Source organism: Actinobacillus succinogenes 130Z (genome assembly GCF_000017245.1).
GTDB classification, from domain to species: Bacteria; Pseudomonadota; Gammaproteobacteria; order Enterobacterales; family Pasteurellaceae; genus Exercitatus; species Exercitatus succinogenes.
The window spans coordinates 853,546-868,867 of record NC_009655.1; the positions used below are offsets into that span (position 1 = coordinate 853,546).

Below are 15,322 nucleotides of genomic sequence, written 5' to 3' on the forward strand. Positions count from 1 at the left end.
AAATCAGAGCGGGGCGGGCGGGTTCCGCCTTTTTTATGCGCCGTTTTCCGGTTTTTGCAGCCAAAGTACCGAATCCGCCAGTTGTTTCGTGAAAGCGGCATCGTGGGAAGCGATCAACATCGGCAACTTTAAACCGCGTAAAAGTGCGGTCAGTTTTCCGGTATTTTTGCTATCTAAACCGTTGGTAGGTTCGTCTAACAACAGTATTTCCGGCTGCATCGCCAATACGCCCGCCAATGCCACGAAATTTTTCTCGCCGCCGGACAGCACGTTAACGGCGCGATGTCGCAGATAATCCATATCGAGCTTTTCCAGTTGCCGTAACGCAACGGCATAGGCGTCCGGCTCGGTTAGTCCTTGGTTAAGCGGGCCGAATGCCACATCATCCAACACGGTGGGACCGAATAATTGATCATCCGGATTCTGAAAACAAAAACCCACCCGTCCGCGAAAGGGCTGAAAGTCGTTTTCCGTTCGACACGGCGTATCAAATAAACGGATTTCGCCTTGTTGGGCGGGGATAAAACCGAGCAGTGTTTGCAGTAAAGTGCTTTTCCCCGTACCGATCTCGCCCTGTAAAAACAGGCGGTGCCCCCCTTCAAGCCGAAAACTGAGATCCCGGATAATCCATTGATTACCCCGTCGAACGGAAAGATGACTAACGCTGAGCATAATAAATCCCGATAGCAAGTAAAAGTGCGGTGGAAATTTCCACTGTTTTCCACCAAGGTTTATCCAATAATGATGAGCGGGAAGCAAAGCGGAATCCGCGTGCTTTTAACGCCATTTCGCTTTTTTCCACTTGCACCATAGCCCGAATCAGTAATAACGCCACCCGTTGTACAGTGACGGAAAAAGTGCGGCGGTTAAATTTCGGCTGAAATCCGCGCGCTTTCATGGCTTGCGTCATTTGTCGGTTTAATTCGCCGACTAGTGAAATATAACGGACGGTCAGAATAAACAGTTGAATCAGTTTATCCGGCAACGGCAGTTTGCTCACCGCCTGAACCAGAATGCTGTCGGTTATATTCAGTAAACACAGCCAAATTGTGCATAAAATCAGGTTCATACGTAACGTAATAAGCAGCGCCGTATGCACGCCTGCCGGATTCCATGCCATGCCGTTTAACGTAATTCGCCAGCTGAGGGTTAACCAAATCAGCAGAGTGAACAGATTGAATAATATGGCGCGCCGAAGGTAAAACTGCAGCGGTTTGTTTTGCCTTATCAAGACCATCGCCAGTACGCCCGCCGTGAGACAAAGTAAACCAAGCAGCCATTGCGGATTGTGCAGGGCGCTGATGATTAAGCCTAAAACAAACGTGATAATAAGGCGAAAGTGCGGTTGAAAAATTGCCTGTTTCATGGCGTCGTCCGTAACAGTTCGGGCGACATTTTGTTCAATGCCAACAAAACGCCCGCACTGATGATGCCGTCGATAAAAAAGACCGGAATGTGCGAGATAATCAGCAGACTGATGAGCTCATAATAAGTTTTGCCGCCGTCGAACGCCAAAATCAGCGAGGCAAGCAGCGCGGCGGCGCCGACTCCGATAGTGCCGGCGGATACGCCTAAAACGATGAATTCAGTACGGCTTAAAGCATGCCGCAAACAGCGTCCCAGCAAAGCATGAACGAGGACGGCCGGTAACGCCATGACGCACAGATTCACTCCGAGCACGGCGAAACCGCCGAAAGAAAAGAACACCACTTGCAGCAATAAGGCGATCAGAAAAGCGGGAAATACCGCCCAACCGAGAAATAATCCCGCCATACCGTTCAGAATTAAATGTACGGAACCGATTCCTACCGGCACATGAATGGTGCCGGCGACAAAAAATGCCGCGGCGAATAGGGCGGTCAGCGGTAACCGTCGGTAATCGGTTTTACGCAAACCGACGCTGACGCCGATAACCGCCGCTACCGCTCCGATAATCAGCGTTTGACTGTGCAGAATGCCTTCGGAAATATGCATTAGTTATTTCCTTTTGGTTTACGCGACCGCCACCACGCCACCACGCCCGCAATACCGAAAATATAGCCGACGCCGCCGAGAATATCATGGAAATACAGTTTATCTTTCAAGCGGTTGATGTCTTCCCGTAAGGCAAGAACCGCTTCATTGGATACGGCACAAGAATCGACCGTACTTTCCCGAACGCCGGTCGTATCCGTAATAGGATTCGCTTTGGCACTGGCTTTATGTCCTTCCATTCCTTCAATATTGACGATGAAGTCGGCATTTTCACGAATCGGTAAACGGAAGGCGCCCCGCTTATCCGTTTTGCCGTAGACCGCCGGTTCCGCTTCACCGACACGAACCGCTTCCACGTAGGTTTCCGCCGCCGGCGTTTGATCGGAATAATAGGCTTTGCCCGTAACCGCCTCGCCGTCATATTGGGCGAAAACGGCTAAACCGTGAGCGTAAACCGAGGCGTTAAAGCCCAATAAAAGCGCGGTCAAAATCCGTCGGATTTTCATTATTTGTTGTCGTCCGTGTCAAAAGTCAGCATATATTCGATACTGCGGTCGCTATAATCGGGATTATCCGTGGCTTTTTCGTTGAATTCCGCCCGGACTTTATTGGTGCCCGGGCTTGGAGTGAACAAGGCAATGCCGTTTTCATCGCTCAAATTGTTTTGTTGGTCTTCGCCTGCTCCCACCGGAATACCGGCGACGGGATTGCCGTTGTGCAAGACTAAAATCGCCAGCGGTTTGCCCGCCACGGGTTTGGCTTGCGGAACCAGTTCATAACGCATGTTATGCGGTTTTGTCGCCTGTTCGTTCCAGCTTAAAACGGCTTTGCCGAATTTCATCGGATTCAGCGAAAATTCCGCATCGGGTACGTCTTTCTTGCTTTTTTCCACGAATTTACCGTTTGGCAGTTTCGACCAAATACCGTTGTCGAACTGTACATAAACAATCGCGGCATTATCCGCTTTAATGTGGGTCTCGCCTTTGCCGTCCTGCCCGGGATGAAAACTTAAATCTACCTTGCCTTGTTTACCGTCGGCGTTGATCGCCTGCACGGATTTGACTTTGGATTCCGGGTAGGTTTCCGTGGTTTCGTGGCCGAACTTCAATACGTAATCGCTGTTCTGCTGCGGTACTTTTTCCAGCCAAACGTTGTGTGCCAGAGCGGGAAAGGCGAAAAGTGCGGTCAAAATAAATACGGTTTTTTTCATGTGAACACTCCCAATACGGCTTCATATTTAATCGGCGCATAGTGTAAAATATGAAGTAACTTCAGGGTCAAGGCGTAAATACTGCTTTTTTGAGGTAGATCATGTTAAGGAATAAAAAATGAAAATCGGCAAATTGGCACAGGTTGCGGGATGTTCGGTGGAAGCCGTACGGTTTTACGAAAAGCAGGGATTGCTACCGCCGCCGCAACGGACGCCGGGCAATTTCCGCCTGTATAACGACGAACATTTGGAACGGCTGACATTTATCTGCTATTGCCGTTCGCTGGGTATTTCCCTGCATGAGATCAAACAGTTGCTGGAATTGAAAAATGCGCCTGCCGCCAAAACGGAAATGAGCGAGTTGCTGGATCGTCACATCCGCGACGTAGTGAAACGTATTCACGAACTCGATCACCTGCGGTTGCAGTTAATCGCGCTGAAAGGCAAAGTGAATAATGCCGCGCAGGAAGCGGATTTAATGAATACGCTGCTACAGCACGGCAAAGTGCGCTTTGTAGGCGTGAAATAACGCCGGTTATGCGTAATTGCGCGCGCCGAAAATTGCCGTGCCGATACGCACCATGGTGGAACCGCATTTGACGGCGCTTGCCATATCGTTCGTCATGCCCATGGAAAGGGTGTCGATTGGCCGGTTCGGGCAAAGCGTCTGTAACTGTTCGAACAGTTTTTTCATGGCAGTTAAGGCTTTTTCCTGTTCGGCAATATCGTCGGTAGGGGCGGGAATCGCCATTAATCCGCGCAGGCATAAGTGCGGTCGGTTTTCGATATGTTTTGCCAACGCCGCCATTTCTTGCGGCTGAATGCCGGATTTACTGCTCTCGTCGCTGATGTTGATTTGAATCAGCACATTCAACGGCGCTTTGTCCGCCGGGCGCTGGTCGTTCAGACGGTCGGCGATTTTAGCGCGATCCAGCGTCTGCATCCAGTCGAAATACTCCGCCACCAAGCGGGTTTTGTTGGATTGCAGCGGGCCGATAAAATGCCATTCCAATTCCGGATATTTGTGCGCGAAAAACTGAATTTTCTCCACACCTTCCTGAACGTAATTTTCACCGAACGCCCGTTGTCCTGCGTCGATAGCCGCCTGAATATCCGTTACCGGTTTGGTTTTGGAAACCGCTAATAATTTGACCGCACTTTTATCGCGTCCGGCCGCCAGACAGGCTTGTCCGATTTGTTGGTGAATGTGTTCAAGATTTTGCCGAATCGTCATTTTTTCTCCGCCCAAACAGTTTTCATTGCATATTTTTCGAATAGTCTTTATATTGAAATCGCTTCCGATTCAATAGGTCGCGAAGCCTATTTTAACTTAATTCGTTTTTTTCTAGTAGGTGAAATTATGCGAAAAACATTATTAGCATTAGGTTTAGCAACATTAGGCATTTCCGCTGCGTCGAATGCGGCGGAAAACGGACATCAACATACGGCGCCATCCGTCGAGAATTTAACCGTTGATGTGCAATTATTGGATCCGGTGAAAGGCGATCAGTCCGTGGGGAAAGTAGTGATCACCGAATCGCCTTACGGATTGGTCTTTACGCCGGAATTGAAGGGACTTTCCGCAGGATTACACGGTTTTCATATTCATGAAAATCCGAGTTGCGAGCCGAAAGAAAAAGACGGTAAACTGACGGCCGGCTTGGCGGCGGGCGGTCACTGGGATCCGAACAAAGCGGAAGGACACGGTTATCCTTGGGCTGACGACGCTCACTTAGGCGATTTGCCGGCACTTTATGCGGATGCGGACGGTAATGCATTTAATCCGGTTCTGGCGCCGCGTTTGAAAACATTAACCGAAATCAAAGGTCGTTCTTTAATGATTCATGCCGGCGGCGACAATCATTCCGATCATCCGCAGCCGTTGGGCGGCGGCGGTGCCAGAATGGCTTGTGGTGTAATTAAATAGGTTGTAACGTAATTTCTATTTGACAAACAACGTCTTTTTAGGTATTTCTAACTACATTCGTTTTTAACGGAAAAAACACCATGAAATCCGACCGCACTTTTACCATGATGACGATTACCACCATTATGACCTTTATAATGGCGGGGTAGTGCGAACGAAAGATATTCAATTAAGCCCGCAACCTGAAAAGTGCGGGCTTTTTTGCAGCGGAACTAAAATTGACAAATCACAACATATAAGAAGGAAAACCTATGCGTGTACTCAAATTTGGCGGCACATCTCTGGCGAACCCCGAACGGTTTTTACAGGCCGCCCGGTTAATCGAAAAAGCCCATTTGGAAGAACAGGCCGCCGGCGTGCTTTCGGCGCCCGCGAAAATCACCAACCACCTTGTCGCCCTGTCCGAAAAAGCGAGCCTGAACCAACCTACCGATTCCCATTTTGACGAAGCCGTTAATATCTTTTATACCATCATTAAAGGATTGCATGCTGAAAATAACAATTTCGACCTTGCCGGTACGCAAGCTTTGATTGATCAGGAATTTAGCCGAATCGGTACGTTATTGGAGCAAATCCGGGCTGCCGGAAAAGTGGAAGATGCGTTGAAAGCCACCATTGATTGTCGCGGTGAGAAATTATCCATTGCCATGATGAAAGCCTGGTTCGAAGCCAACGGTTATGAGGTGACGGTGATTAATCCGGTGGAAAAATTACTGGCGCACGGTACTTATTTGGAATCTTCCGTAGATCTTGCGGAATCCGCCAAGCGGGTGGATGCGGCGTCCATTCCGAAACAGAACGTAATATTAATGGCGGGATTTACCGCCGGTAACGAAAACGGCGAATTAGTACTGTTGGGACGCAACGGTTCCGATTATTCCGCCGCCTGCCTGGCCGCTTGTTTAAAAGCCGATGCCTGTGAAATCTGGACGGATGTGGACGGTGTCTTTACCTGTGATCCGCGCCTGGTACCGGATGCCCGTTTACTGCCGCATTTGTCTTATCGCGAAGCCATGGAATTGTCTTATTTCGGCGCGAAAGTGATTCATCCGCGCACTATCGGTCCGTTGGTGCAAAGTAACATTCCTTGCCTGATTAAAAATACCGCCAATCCGGAGGCGCCGGGTTCGGTTATCGACAGTGATGAAAATGCTTCCGAAGGTTTGCAGGTGAAAGGCATTACCAATTTGGATAATGTCGCGATGTTTAATGTATCCGGCCCGGGCATGCAGGGTATGGTGGGCATGGCGGCGCGCGTATTCTCAACTATGTCGAAAGCCGGAATTTCCGTGATTTTAATTACCCAGTCTTCCTCGGAATACAGTATCAGTTTCTGCGTACCGGCGAAACTGGCGGACAACGCGCTGAACGTCCTGAATACGGAGTTTGCTCAGGAATTGCAATCCGGTGATCTCGATCCGGTGGATATTATCAAAGATTTATCCATCGTTTCCGTGGTGGGCGACGGTATGCGTACCGCTAAAGGTATTGCGGCGCGTTTCTTCTCTTCCCTGGCACAAGCCAATATCAGTATTGTAGCGATTGCCCAGGGGTCTTCCGAACGTTCCATTTCCGCCGTGGTACCGATGAATAAAGCCATTGAAGCGGTAAAAGCCACGCATCAGGGATTGTTCGGCAATAAAAAGTCCATTGACGTCTTCCTCGTTGGTGTTGGCGGAGTAGGCGGCGAACTGATCGAGCAGATCAAACAACAAAAAGCGTTTTTAGCCAAAAAAGATATTGAAATCCGTGTTTGCGCCTTAGCGAATGTAAATAAAATGCTGTTGGATGAAAACGGATTGGATTTGGATAATTGGAAAAACGATTTACAGAACGCTATTCAGCCGTCGGATTTCGATGTCTTATTATCCTTTATCAAACTGCACCATGTAGTCAATCCGGTATTTGTAGACTGCACTTCGGCGCAATCCGTATCGAATCTGTACGCCCGTGCGTTGCGCGAAGGTTTCCATGTGGTTACGCCGAACAAAAAAGCCAATACCTCCAGTTACGCTTATTATCAGGAATTGCGTGAAGCGGCGCGTCAGGGGCGACATAAATTCCTATATGAAACCAATGTGGGGGCAGGTTTGCCGGTGATTGAGAATCTGCAAAACCTGCTTGCCGCCGGCGATGAAGTGGAAAAATTCGAAGGTATTTTATCGGGTTCCCTTTCCTTTATTTTCGGTAAACTGGAAGAAGGATTAACCCTTTCGCAAGCCACTTTATTGGCGAAAGAAAAAGGCTTTACCGAACCGGATCCGCGTGACGACCTGTCCGGCGCCGATGTGGCGCGCAAGCTGTTGATTCTGGCGCGCGAAACCGGTTTGCCGCTTGAGTTCGACGATATTGAGGTGGAAGGCGTATTGCCGGACGGTTTCTCCGACGGTATGAGTCGCGATGAGTTTTTAACCGTTTTGCCTGATTTGGATGCGCAATTCGACAAACGGGTGCAGGCGGCGAAAAAAGAAGGTAAAGTGTTGCGTTATGTCGGCTCCATCAACGGCTCTAAATGTCGCGTCGCCATTGAAGCGGTGGACGAAAATCACCCTCTCTATAAAGTAAAAGACGGTGAAAACGCTTTAGCCTTCTTAACCCGTTATTACAGTCCGATTCCGCTGTTATTGCGCGGTTACGGAGCGGGTACCGACGTTACCGCCGCCGGCGTTTTTGCCGATATTCTGCGTACATTACACGGAGGCGTATGATGTCGTTACGAATTTATGCTCCGGCGTCCAGCGCCAATGTCAGTGTCGGCTTCGATACCCTGGGCGCAGCGATTTCGCCTATCGACGGTTCACTATTGGGCGATGTGGTGCAAATCGACGAAATCGCCGGCGGTTTTGAATTGGAAAGTGTCGGGTATTTCGTACGCAAATTGCCGAAAGAACCGCAAAAAAATATCGTATATCAGGCATACGTATTATTCAGCGAACGGTTGAAATTACGCGGCGTAAATGTCAAACCGTTACGCCTGACGCTGGAAAAAAATATGCCTATCGGTTCGGGTTTGGGTTCCAGTGCCTGTTCCATCGTGGCGGCATTAGTGGCGTTAAATCAATTCCACGACGAGCCTTTTTCCAAAATGGAATTGCTGGAAATGATGGGCGAGCTGGAAGGACGAATTTCCGATTCCATTCATTACGATAACGTGGCGCCCTGTTATTTGGGCGGTTTGCAGTTAATGGTGGAAAGTCTCGGTAATATCAGTCAGACTTTGCCGTTTTTTGACAATTGGTATTGGGTGTTGGCGTATCCGGGCATTGAAGTGTCCACCGCCGAAGCGCGCGCCATTCTGCCGAAAAGTTATACCCGCAAAGATGTAATCGATCACGGTCGCCATCTGGGCAGTTTCGTGCACGCCTGTCATACCCGTCAGGAAGCCTTGGCCGCTATGATGATGCAGGATGTCATTGCCGAACCGTACCGCGCCGCGTTGTTGCCGAATTTCGCCGAAGTGAAACAGGCGACACGGGATCTCGGCGCCCTGGCATGCGGCATTTCCGGTTCCGGTCCGACTATGTTCGCCATCGCGCCGGATTTGCAAACGGCAACTAAAGTAGCAAAATATCTGGAAGATCATTACCTGCAAAATAACGAAGGCTTCGTACATATTTGCAAGGTGGATAATCAAGGTGCGCGCACATTAGGTTAAAAAACGATGAAAAAATTGACCGCACTTTTTGTGCAATTCCTCGAATTGGTGTAAAGTGCGGTCGGATTTGAACGAGAATTTGGATATACACATGAATCTATACAACATCAAACACCCTGAAGAACGCGTGAATTTCGCCCAAGCGGTGCGTCAGGGGCTGGGCAAAGACCAGGGCTTGTTTTTTCCCGAAGTGATTCCGCAATTAGACAACGTTGACGCTTTATTGGATCTCCCGTTGGTGGAACGCAGTCAGAAAATTTTAGGCGCCGTTATCGGTGACGAAATCCCGACGGAAAAATTAAACGCCATGGTGAAGAATGCTTTTACTTTCCCGGCACCGCTGGCGAAAGTGAATGAAAATATTTACGCTTTGGAATTATTCCACGGACCGACACTGGCGTTCAAAGATTTCGGCGCTCGCTTTATGGCGCAGGCTTTAGCCACGGTGCGCGGCGACGGTAAAATTACTATTTTGACGGCGACTTCGGGCGATACCGGCGCGGCGGTCGCGCATGCTTTCTACGGATTGGAAAATATTAACGTAGTGATTTTGTATCCGAAAGGCAAAATCAGCCCGTTACAGGAAAAATTATTCTGCACGCTCGGCGGGAATATTCGTACCGTTGCCGTGAATTCGGATTTCGACGCCTGTCAGGCATTAGTGAAACAAGCCTTTGACGACGAAGCGTTACGGCAAGCAATCGGTTTGAATTCCGCCAATTCTATTAACATCAGCCGTTTATTGGCGCAAATTTGTTATTATTTTGAAGCGGTCGCTCAATTACCGAAAGAAAAACGCAAAGACATCGTAGTGTCCGTGCCAAGCGGTAATTTCGGCAACTTAACCGCCGGTTTAATTGCGAAAACTTTAGGGCTGCCGATTAAGCGTTTTATCGCCTCTACCAATGCCAACGACACCGTGCCGCGTTATTTAGCCGACGGTAAGTGGGAACCCCATGCAACGGTCGCCACTCTGTCCAACGCTATGGACGTCAGCCGTCCCAACAATTGGCCGCGTGTGGAAGAATTGTTCAAGCGCAACGGTTGGAATTTGAAAGAGTTGGCTTCCGCCGGCTTGAACGATGCGGAAACGGAAGCCGCCTTAAAAGCGGAATATGCGGAAGGTTATCTGTGCGAACCGCACGGCGCCATTGCTTATCAAGCCTTGAAAGATCAACTTCAGGCGGGTGAAACGGGTATTTTTTTATGTACCGCCCATCCGGCGAAATTCAAAGAAAGCGTCGAACGCATTCTGAATATCGAATTGCCGTTACCGGAAGCCTTGGACAAACACAATAAATTACCGTTGCTTTCCGATGAAATGGAGCCGGATTTCGCCGCATTGCGCGCATATCTGCTGAAATAATCATTTGAAGCGATCATTATAAATTCTGATAAAGTGCGGTCGAAAAATCTTTTGATTTTGTGACCGCACTTTTGTTTTCCCGCCTAATCGGATCTATACTAACGCTTTCTTTCCTTTATTCATTTCGGTTAGGAGCGCAGTATGCCTGACATATCCCCCAATATTCCCACCCACGATCCTTTCGGCAGCCTGCTCGGTTATGCACCGGGCGGCATTGCGATTTACTCGTCGGATTATGAAACCGCAGATAAACAGGAATACCCGGATGACGCGGCGTTTCGCAGTTATGTGGGGCGGGAATATATGGGATACAAATGGCAGTGTGTGGAATTCGCCCGTCGCTATCTTTATCTCAATCACGGTTGGGTGTTTACGGATGTGGGCATGGCGTATGAAATTTTTGCTTTACGTTTTCTGCGTCAAGTGGTGAACGACGCTATTTTACCGTTACAGGCATTCGCCAACGGCAGTCAGAAAAAGCCCGAAGCCGGCGCATTATTGATTTGGCAGGACGGCGGCGAATTCAAACATACCGGACACGTAGCGATTATTACGGAAGTGTTGGATAACAAAATCCGCATTGCGGAACAAAACGTGTTGCATTCCCGCCTGCCGAGCGGTCAGCAATGGACGCGGGAATTGCCGATGACCGTCGATGAAAACGGTTATTTGCTGCATGATACTTTTGACGACACGGAAATCCTGGGCTGGATGATTCAAACGGACGACACGTCTTTCAGCATTCCGCAACCTATGCCGGAACGGGATTTACTGGAAATCAAAGCGAATCACATTGAAAATCACGGTCAATTCGACGGCAAATGGCTGAATGAAAATAACGATTTTGAAAAAGCCTTTGCCACGGCAATGCAAGGACATTGTGTCAGCCGCACCGATCAATACCGTTATTTCACGATTTCCGAATCCGCTCATCAGGAATTGATTCGCGCCACCAACGAACTGCATTTAATGTATTTGCATGCTACCGATAAAGTGCTGAAAGACGATAATCTCCTGAAACTGTTCAATATTCCGAAACTGTTGTGGCCGCGTTTGCGTTTATCCTGGCAAAACCGCCGTTACCAAACCATTAGCGGGCGATTGGATTTCTGTATGGATAAAAACGGCTTGAAAGTTTACGAATACAATGCGGACAGCGCTTCCTGCCACGCGGAAGCGGGCGATATTCTGAACCGATGGGCGGTTCAGGCGGGCTTAACCGCAGGCAAAAATCCGGGGGCGGATTTGCGCGATGTGCTGGCGGACTGCTGGAAACACAGTCAGGCGACACCATTGGTACATATCATGCAGGATAATGATTTAGAAGAAGATTATCATGCGCTGTTTATGCAAAAATCTTTGACGCAGGCGGGATTCGCCACCCAAATTATGCACGGCACGGAAGGGTTGCATTGGGATATACGCGGTAATTTGCTGGATGACGACGACAATCAGGTCCGTACGGTGTGGAAAACCTGGGCGTGGGAAACCGTGTTGGAACAATTACGTGCAGATGCCGGGGACAGCGAAGTGGCGCCGCCGATCCGCACGGGTTATCCGGAAGATAAAGTCCGCTTGATTGACGTATTGCTACGTCCGGAAGTGCTGGTATACGAACCGCTGTGGACGGCAATTCCGAGCAATAAAGCGATTCTGCCGGTACTGTGGTCGTTGTTTCCGTATCACCGTTATTTGCTGGAAGCGGATTTCGAACTGACGGACGGATTGCGAAAATGCGGCTATGCGCGAAAACCGATTGGCGGACGTCGCGGTGACAATGTACAGTTGATCGGCGAAAACGGCGAGATTTCCGACCGCACTTTCGGCAAATTTGAGGCGCAAACCAATATTTACCAACGGCTTTGGTGCCTGCCGAAAGCGGAAGAACAATATATCCAAATTTGTACTTTTACCGTAGGCGGGCATTACGGCGGCAGCTGTTTGCGTTCCGATCCGACGCGTGTTATTGTGGGCGGCAGCGATATGCAACCGCTTCGCGTAATTTCAGATAAGGATTTCTTAAAATGATGATAGTTTACGGTATTAAAAATTGCGACACCGTGAAAAAAGCCTTGAAATGGCTGACGGAACACGGTATCGAATACCGCTTGCACGATTACCGCACAGAGGGTTTGGAACCCGATTTTCTCGCGCGCGCCGAAGCACAATTCGGCTGGCAGGCGTTAGTGAATAAACGCAGCACCACGTGGCGAAATCTGGACGAAAACACGAAAAAAACACTGGATAAACCGACCGCACTTCGCGTGCTGACGGAGCACCCCACCTTAATTAAACGCCCGATTATTTTACAAGACGATATAGCGTTGATCGGGTTTGATGTGAAAGCTTATAAGCAAGCCTTCCGTCTATGAAAACTGTCGATTGAACGGCGGGCAGGCATGCCCACCCTACAAATGATGTAAAAAAAAGATTTATGAAACATAACATTATTGAATTGGCACAAAATTTAATTCGTGGTCCGTCGGTGTCGCCGGATAATGGGGTTGTCGATTGAACGGCGGGCAGGCATGCCCATCCTATTGACGTAGAAAGGATTTATGTAGGGTGGGCTTGCCAGCCCACCAATTAACGGAATATGGAGAATGTCTAACTATCGTCGTGATTTTACTGAAGGTGCAATGTATTTTTTTACGATAGTATTATTAGATCGTAAAAGTACATTGTTAACTGATTTTATTGCCGATTTTCGCGAAGCTTATCGCGAAGTTCAATCTTATTATCCCTTTGAAACTATTGCAATTGTAGTATTGCCTGATCATTTTCATATTATTATGCAGTTGCCTGAAGGCGATAGTCATTATTCCCGACGAATTGGTGTGATTAAAACAAATTTTTCGAGGCGTATAAAGAATCGAACGGATAAAACAGCAAGTCAATTAAAGAAGAGAGAAAAAGGTATTTGGCAAAGGCGGTTTTGGGAGCATTTGATCAGAGATGATTTGGATTTGAACAATCATATGGATTACATTTATTATAATCCGGTTAAACATGGATATGTAACGAAAGTTAGCGATTGGCAATATTCATCATTTCATCGTGATGTCAGACGCGGCATTTTTGATGAAGATTGGGGTGGAGATATTGGTAATGAAATTTTCCGTTTTGATTTTGAATAATAGCTTATTGGCGGGCAGGCATGCCCACCCTACAAATGATGTAAAAAAGGATTTATGAAACATAACATTATTGAATTGGCACAAAATTTAATTCGTCGTCCGTCGGTTTCGCCGGATGACCAAGGTTGTCAGCAAATGATTGCGCAACGGTTGGAAAAACTGGGTTTCACCATTGAATGGATGCCCTTTAACAATACGCTGAATTTGTGGGCGAAACATGGTTGCGGCGCACCTGTTATTGCTTTTGCAGGACATACGGATGTGGTGCCGACCGGCGATAAGAGCCAGTGGGTTTATCCGCCTTTTGAAGCCGAAATCGTGGACGATATGTTGTACGGACGCGGGGCGGCGGATATGAAAGGTTCGCTGGCGGCGATGGTCGTGGCGGCGGAAGAATACGTAAAAGCCAACCCGAATCACGCCGGTACGATTGCATTTTTGATTACTTCCGATGAAGAAGCGGCAGCCAAAGACGGCACGGTGCGCGTGGTGGAAACCCTGATGGCACGCGGAGAAAAGATTGATTTCTGTATGGTGGGCGAACCTTCCAGCTCGAAAACATTAGGCGACATCGTCAAAAACGGACGTCGCGGTTCCGTCACGGGTAATCTCTATATCGAAGGCGTTCTGGGACATGTGGCGTATCCCCATTTGGCGGAAAATCCGGTGCATAAAGCGTTGCCGTTTTTACAGGAGTTAACCGCCTACCAATGGGATAACGGTAATGAATTTTTTCCGCCCACCAGTTTGCAGATCGCCAATATTCAGGCGGGAACCGGTTCCAATAATGTGATTCCGGGCGAATTGTACGTGCAGTTTAATTTGCGTTATTGCACGGAAGTGACGGATGAGTTTATAAAAAATACCGTAGCGGAAATGTTGAAAAAACACGGCTTAGCATATCGTATCGAATGGAATTTATCCGGCAAACCGTTTCTCACCGAACCGGGAAAATTAGTGGATGCCGTGGTAGACAGCCTGGAATCCGTTGCGGGCGTTAAGCCTAAACTGGACACCGGCGGCGGCACGTCCGACGGACGCTTTATCGCCTTAATGGGAGCGGAAGTGGTGGAGCTCGGCCCGTTAAACGCTACCATTCATAAAGTGGACGAACGTGTCAGCGTAACGGATTTAGTCACGTTGGGCGCCGTTTATAATCAAATGCTGGTTAACCTTCTTGATTAATAGAAGTTACCGTAATGCGACGAGAATGCAGATAACAACACATGAAATTAACCCCCGAACAATTAACCGGTAAGGTTCGCACGCATTTAGTTTCGCTGCCTTGCCTTTATTCGCCGAATCATTTTCTGCAGGCACAAACGGTACGGGCATTTCAGGCATTGCAGAAAAGTGCGGTCGAAAACGGTTTTAATTTACAGCCCGCCAGCAGTTTTCGTGATTTTCAGCGACAGCAGTCGATTTGGAACGGAAAGTTTAACGGCGAACGCAAGGTGCATGATGATTACGGAAATGCGATAAATTTGACCGCACTTTCGGATTGGGAAAAGTGCCAGGCGATTTTGCGCTGGTCGGCATTGCCGGGCGCCAGCCGTCATCACTGGGGAACGGAAATCGATTTTTGGGATCCCGACTTGATTCCTGAAGAACAGTCGTTGCAACTTGAACCTTGGGAATACGAACAAGGCGGTTACTTTGCGGATTTAACCGCATGGCTGGCAGACAACTTGGCAAAATTCGATTTCGCTTTGCCGTTTATGCAATCGCAAAAGCCGCTCGAGGTGGGACGCGAGCCTTGGCATCTCAGTTATTTACCGCTGGCGGAACAAGCGAAAAAGCAGTTTAATTGTGAGGTGCTGATTGCCGGTTGGCAAAATGAAGAAATCGGCGGGAAAGATTGTTTAATTACGCATTTAGATGAGATTTTCGCACGCTTTATAGTATGAATGTAGGGTGGGCATGCCTGCCCACCGATAAGTTTGATTCAATTCCAATGTTGGGTTACCTGCGCGCCGATAAGTTTGATTCAATTCCAATGTTGGGTTACCGGTCCGCCGATAAATTTGATTTAATTTCAATGGTGGGCTGGCAA

The 15,322-nt window shown here is 48.5% G+C and carries 16 protein-coding genes and 1 other annotated feature; of the genes, 10 read left to right on the forward strand and 6 right to left on the reverse strand.

The features are described 5' to 3' along the window. Nucleotides 1–33: 33 nt before the first annotated feature. Genes ASUC_RS04105 through ASUC_RS04125 form a run of 5 tightly spaced genes read right to left on the reverse strand, consistent with a single transcriptional unit; the run spans nt 34 to nt 3,184 of the window. Nucleotides 34–672 carry an energy-coupling factor ABC transporter ATP-binding protein gene (locus tag ASUC_RS04105; RefSeq protein WP_012072541.1) on the reverse strand — a complete coding sequence of 213 codons (639 nt, stop codon included), beginning with the start codon at nt 670–672 and terminating at the stop codon, nt 34–36. Next, nucleotides 659–1,366, reverse strand: coding sequence for an energy-coupling factor transporter transmembrane component T family protein (locus ASUC_RS04110; protein ID WP_012072542.1), 708 nt, complete (start codon nt 1,364–1,366; stop codon nt 659–661). Before ASUC_RS04110 ends, ASUC_RS04105 begins: the two co-directional genes overlap by 14 nt. After that, complete coding sequence (cbiM, locus tag ASUC_RS04115) at nt 1,363–1,974, reverse strand: cobalt transporter CbiM (protein ID WP_012072543.1); 612 nt, start codon at nt 1,972–1,974, stop codon at nt 1,363–1,365. The genes ASUC_RS04110 and cbiM overlap by 4 nt, the downstream gene beginning before the upstream one ends. Then, nucleotides 1,974–2,480 (reverse strand): hypothetical protein, encoded by a 507-nt coding sequence (locus tag ASUC_RS04120; protein ID WP_012072544.1) that lies wholly within the window; start codon nt 2,478–2,480, stop codon nt 1,974–1,976. Before ASUC_RS04120 ends, cbiM begins: the two co-directional genes overlap by 1 nt. Beyond that, nucleotides 2,480–3,184 (reverse strand): DUF4198 domain-containing protein, encoded by a 705-nt coding sequence (locus ASUC_RS04125; RefSeq protein WP_012072545.1) that lies wholly within the window; start codon nt 3,182–3,184, stop codon nt 2,480–2,482. The genes ASUC_RS04120 and ASUC_RS04125 overlap by 1 nt, the downstream gene beginning before the upstream one ends. A 118-nt stretch (nt 3,185–3,302) precedes the next feature. On the opposite strand from ASUC_RS04125, the gene ASUC_RS04130 reads away from it, so the two are divergent. Next, nucleotides 3,303–3,713: a Cd(II)/Pb(II)-responsive transcriptional regulator gene (locus ASUC_RS04130; protein WP_012072546.1), complete on the forward strand. Its 411-nt coding sequence runs from the start codon at nt 3,303–3,305 to the stop codon at nt 3,711–3,713. A 6-nt stretch (nt 3,714–3,719) separates the two neighbouring features. On the opposite strand, the gene ASUC_RS04135 is transcribed toward ASUC_RS04130, so the two are convergent. Further along, nucleotides 3,720–4,418: a YggS family pyridoxal phosphate-dependent enzyme gene (locus ASUC_RS04135; RefSeq protein ID WP_012072547.1), complete on the reverse strand. Its 699-nt coding sequence runs from the start codon at nt 4,416–4,418 to the stop codon at nt 3,720–3,722. Between the two features lie 126 nt (nt 4,419–4,544). On the opposite strand from ASUC_RS04135, the gene sodC reads away from it, so the two are divergent. From sodC to ASUC_RS04180, 9 genes are all read left to right on the forward strand, one after another. Then, nucleotides 4,545–5,111, forward strand: a complete 567-nt coding sequence (sodC, locus tag ASUC_RS04140; RefSeq protein ID WP_012072548.1) for a superoxide dismutase family protein — start codon at nt 4,545–4,547, stop codon at nt 5,109–5,111. Nucleotides 5,112–5,198: 87 nt separating this feature from the next. Beyond that, nucleotides 5,199–5,317, forward strand: a sequence feature (Thr leader region). Nucleotides 5,318–5,362: 45 nt separating this feature from the next. After that, nucleotides 5,363–7,819: a bifunctional aspartate kinase/homoserine dehydrogenase I gene (gene thrA / locus ASUC_RS04145; protein WP_012072549.1), complete on the forward strand. Its 2,457-nt coding sequence runs from the start codon at nt 5,363–5,365 to the stop codon at nt 7,817–7,819. Then, complete coding sequence (gene thrB, locus ASUC_RS04150; RefSeq protein WP_012072550.1) at nt 7,819–8,766, forward strand: homoserine kinase; 948 nt, start codon at nt 7,819–7,821, stop codon at nt 8,764–8,766. The genes thrA and thrB overlap by 1 nt, the downstream gene beginning before the upstream one ends. 91 nt (nt 8,767–8,857) lie before the next feature. Then, nucleotides 8,858–10,132: a threonine synthase gene (gene thrC, locus ASUC_RS04155; RefSeq protein ID WP_012072551.1), complete on the forward strand. Its 1,275-nt coding sequence runs from the start codon at nt 8,858–8,860 to the stop codon at nt 10,130–10,132. A gap of 141 nt (nt 10,133–10,273) precedes the next feature. Next, nucleotides 10,274–12,160: a bifunctional glutathionylspermidine amidase/synthase gene (gss, locus tag ASUC_RS04160; protein WP_012072552.1), complete on the forward strand. Its 1,887-nt coding sequence runs from the start codon at nt 10,274–10,276 to the stop codon at nt 12,158–12,160. Continuing rightward, on the forward strand, nt 12,157–12,504 hold the full coding sequence (locus ASUC_RS04165) for an ArsC family reductase (protein ID WP_012072553.1): 348 nt from the start codon (nt 12,157–12,159) through the stop codon (nt 12,502–12,504). The genes gss and ASUC_RS04165 overlap by 4 nt, the downstream gene beginning before the upstream one ends. Nucleotides 12,505–12,735: 231 nt before the next feature. Then, nucleotides 12,736–13,269, forward strand: a complete 534-nt coding sequence (locus ASUC_RS04170) for an REP-associated tyrosine transposase (protein WP_012072554.1) — start codon at nt 12,736–12,738, stop codon at nt 13,267–13,269. A gap of 54 nt (nt 13,270–13,323) precedes the next feature. Then, a complete protein-coding gene (gene dapE / locus ASUC_RS04175; RefSeq protein WP_012072555.1) occupies nt 13,324–14,454 on the forward strand; it encodes a succinyl-diaminopimelate desuccinylase in 1,131 nt (376 codons plus the stop codon). A 41-nt stretch (nt 14,455–14,495) separates the two neighbouring features. Continuing rightward, on the forward strand, nt 14,496–15,176 hold the full coding sequence (locus ASUC_RS04180; RefSeq protein ID WP_012072556.1) for a M15 family metallopeptidase: 681 nt from the start codon (nt 14,496–14,498) through the stop codon (nt 15,174–15,176). The last annotated feature ends 146 nt before the right edge of the window (nt 15,177–15,322 follow it).

Excerpts from the sequence above, each read along its gene's own strand:
- ASUC_RS04105 (WP_012072541.1), bottom strand. The coding sequence starts at position 672 with ATGCTCAGCGTTAGTCATCTTTCCGTTCGACGGGGTAATCAATGGATT.
- ASUC_RS04110 (WP_012072542.1), bottom strand. The coding sequence starts at position 1,366 with ATGAAACAGGCAATTTTTCAACCGCACTTTCGCCTTATTATCACGTTT.
- cbiM (WP_012072543.1), bottom strand. The coding sequence starts at position 1,974 with ATGCATATTTCCGAAGGCATTCTGCACAGTCAAACGCTGATTATCGGA.
- ASUC_RS04120 (WP_012072544.1), bottom strand. The coding sequence starts at position 2,480 with ATGAAAATCCGACGGATTTTGACCGCGCTTTTATTGGGCTTTAACGCC.
- ASUC_RS04125 (WP_012072545.1), bottom strand. The coding sequence starts at position 3,184 with ATGAAAAAAACCGTATTTATTTTGACCGCACTTTTCGCCTTTCCCGCT.
- ASUC_RS04130 (WP_012072546.1), top strand. The coding sequence starts at position 3,303 with ATGAAAATCGGCAAATTGGCACAGGTTGCGGGATGTTCGGTGGAAGCC.
- ASUC_RS04135 (WP_012072547.1), bottom strand. The coding sequence starts at position 4,418 with ATGACGATTCGGCAAAATCTTGAACACATTCACCAACAAATCGGACAA.
- sodC (WP_012072548.1), top strand. The coding sequence starts at position 4,545 with ATGCGAAAAACATTATTAGCATTAGGTTTAGCAACATTAGGCATTTCC.
- thrA (WP_012072549.1), top strand. The coding sequence starts at position 5,363 with ATGCGTGTACTCAAATTTGGCGGCACATCTCTGGCGAACCCCGAACGG.
- thrB (WP_012072550.1), top strand. The coding sequence starts at position 7,819 with ATGTCGTTACGAATTTATGCTCCGGCGTCCAGCGCCAATGTCAGTGTC.
- thrC (WP_012072551.1), top strand. The coding sequence starts at position 8,858 with ATGAATCTATACAACATCAAACACCCTGAAGAACGCGTGAATTTCGCC.
- gss (WP_012072552.1), top strand. The coding sequence starts at position 10,274 with ATGCCTGACATATCCCCCAATATTCCCACCCACGATCCTTTCGGCAGC.
- ASUC_RS04165 (WP_012072553.1), top strand. The coding sequence starts at position 12,157 with ATGATGATAGTTTACGGTATTAAAAATTGCGACACCGTGAAAAAAGCC.
- ASUC_RS04170 (WP_012072554.1), top strand. The coding sequence starts at position 12,736 with ATGTCTAACTATCGTCGTGATTTTACTGAAGGTGCAATGTATTTTTTT.
- dapE (WP_012072555.1), top strand. The coding sequence starts at position 13,324 with ATGAAACATAACATTATTGAATTGGCACAAAATTTAATTCGTCGTCCG.
- ASUC_RS04180 (WP_012072556.1), top strand. The coding sequence starts at position 14,496 with ATGAAATTAACCCCCGAACAATTAACCGGTAAGGTTCGCACGCATTTA.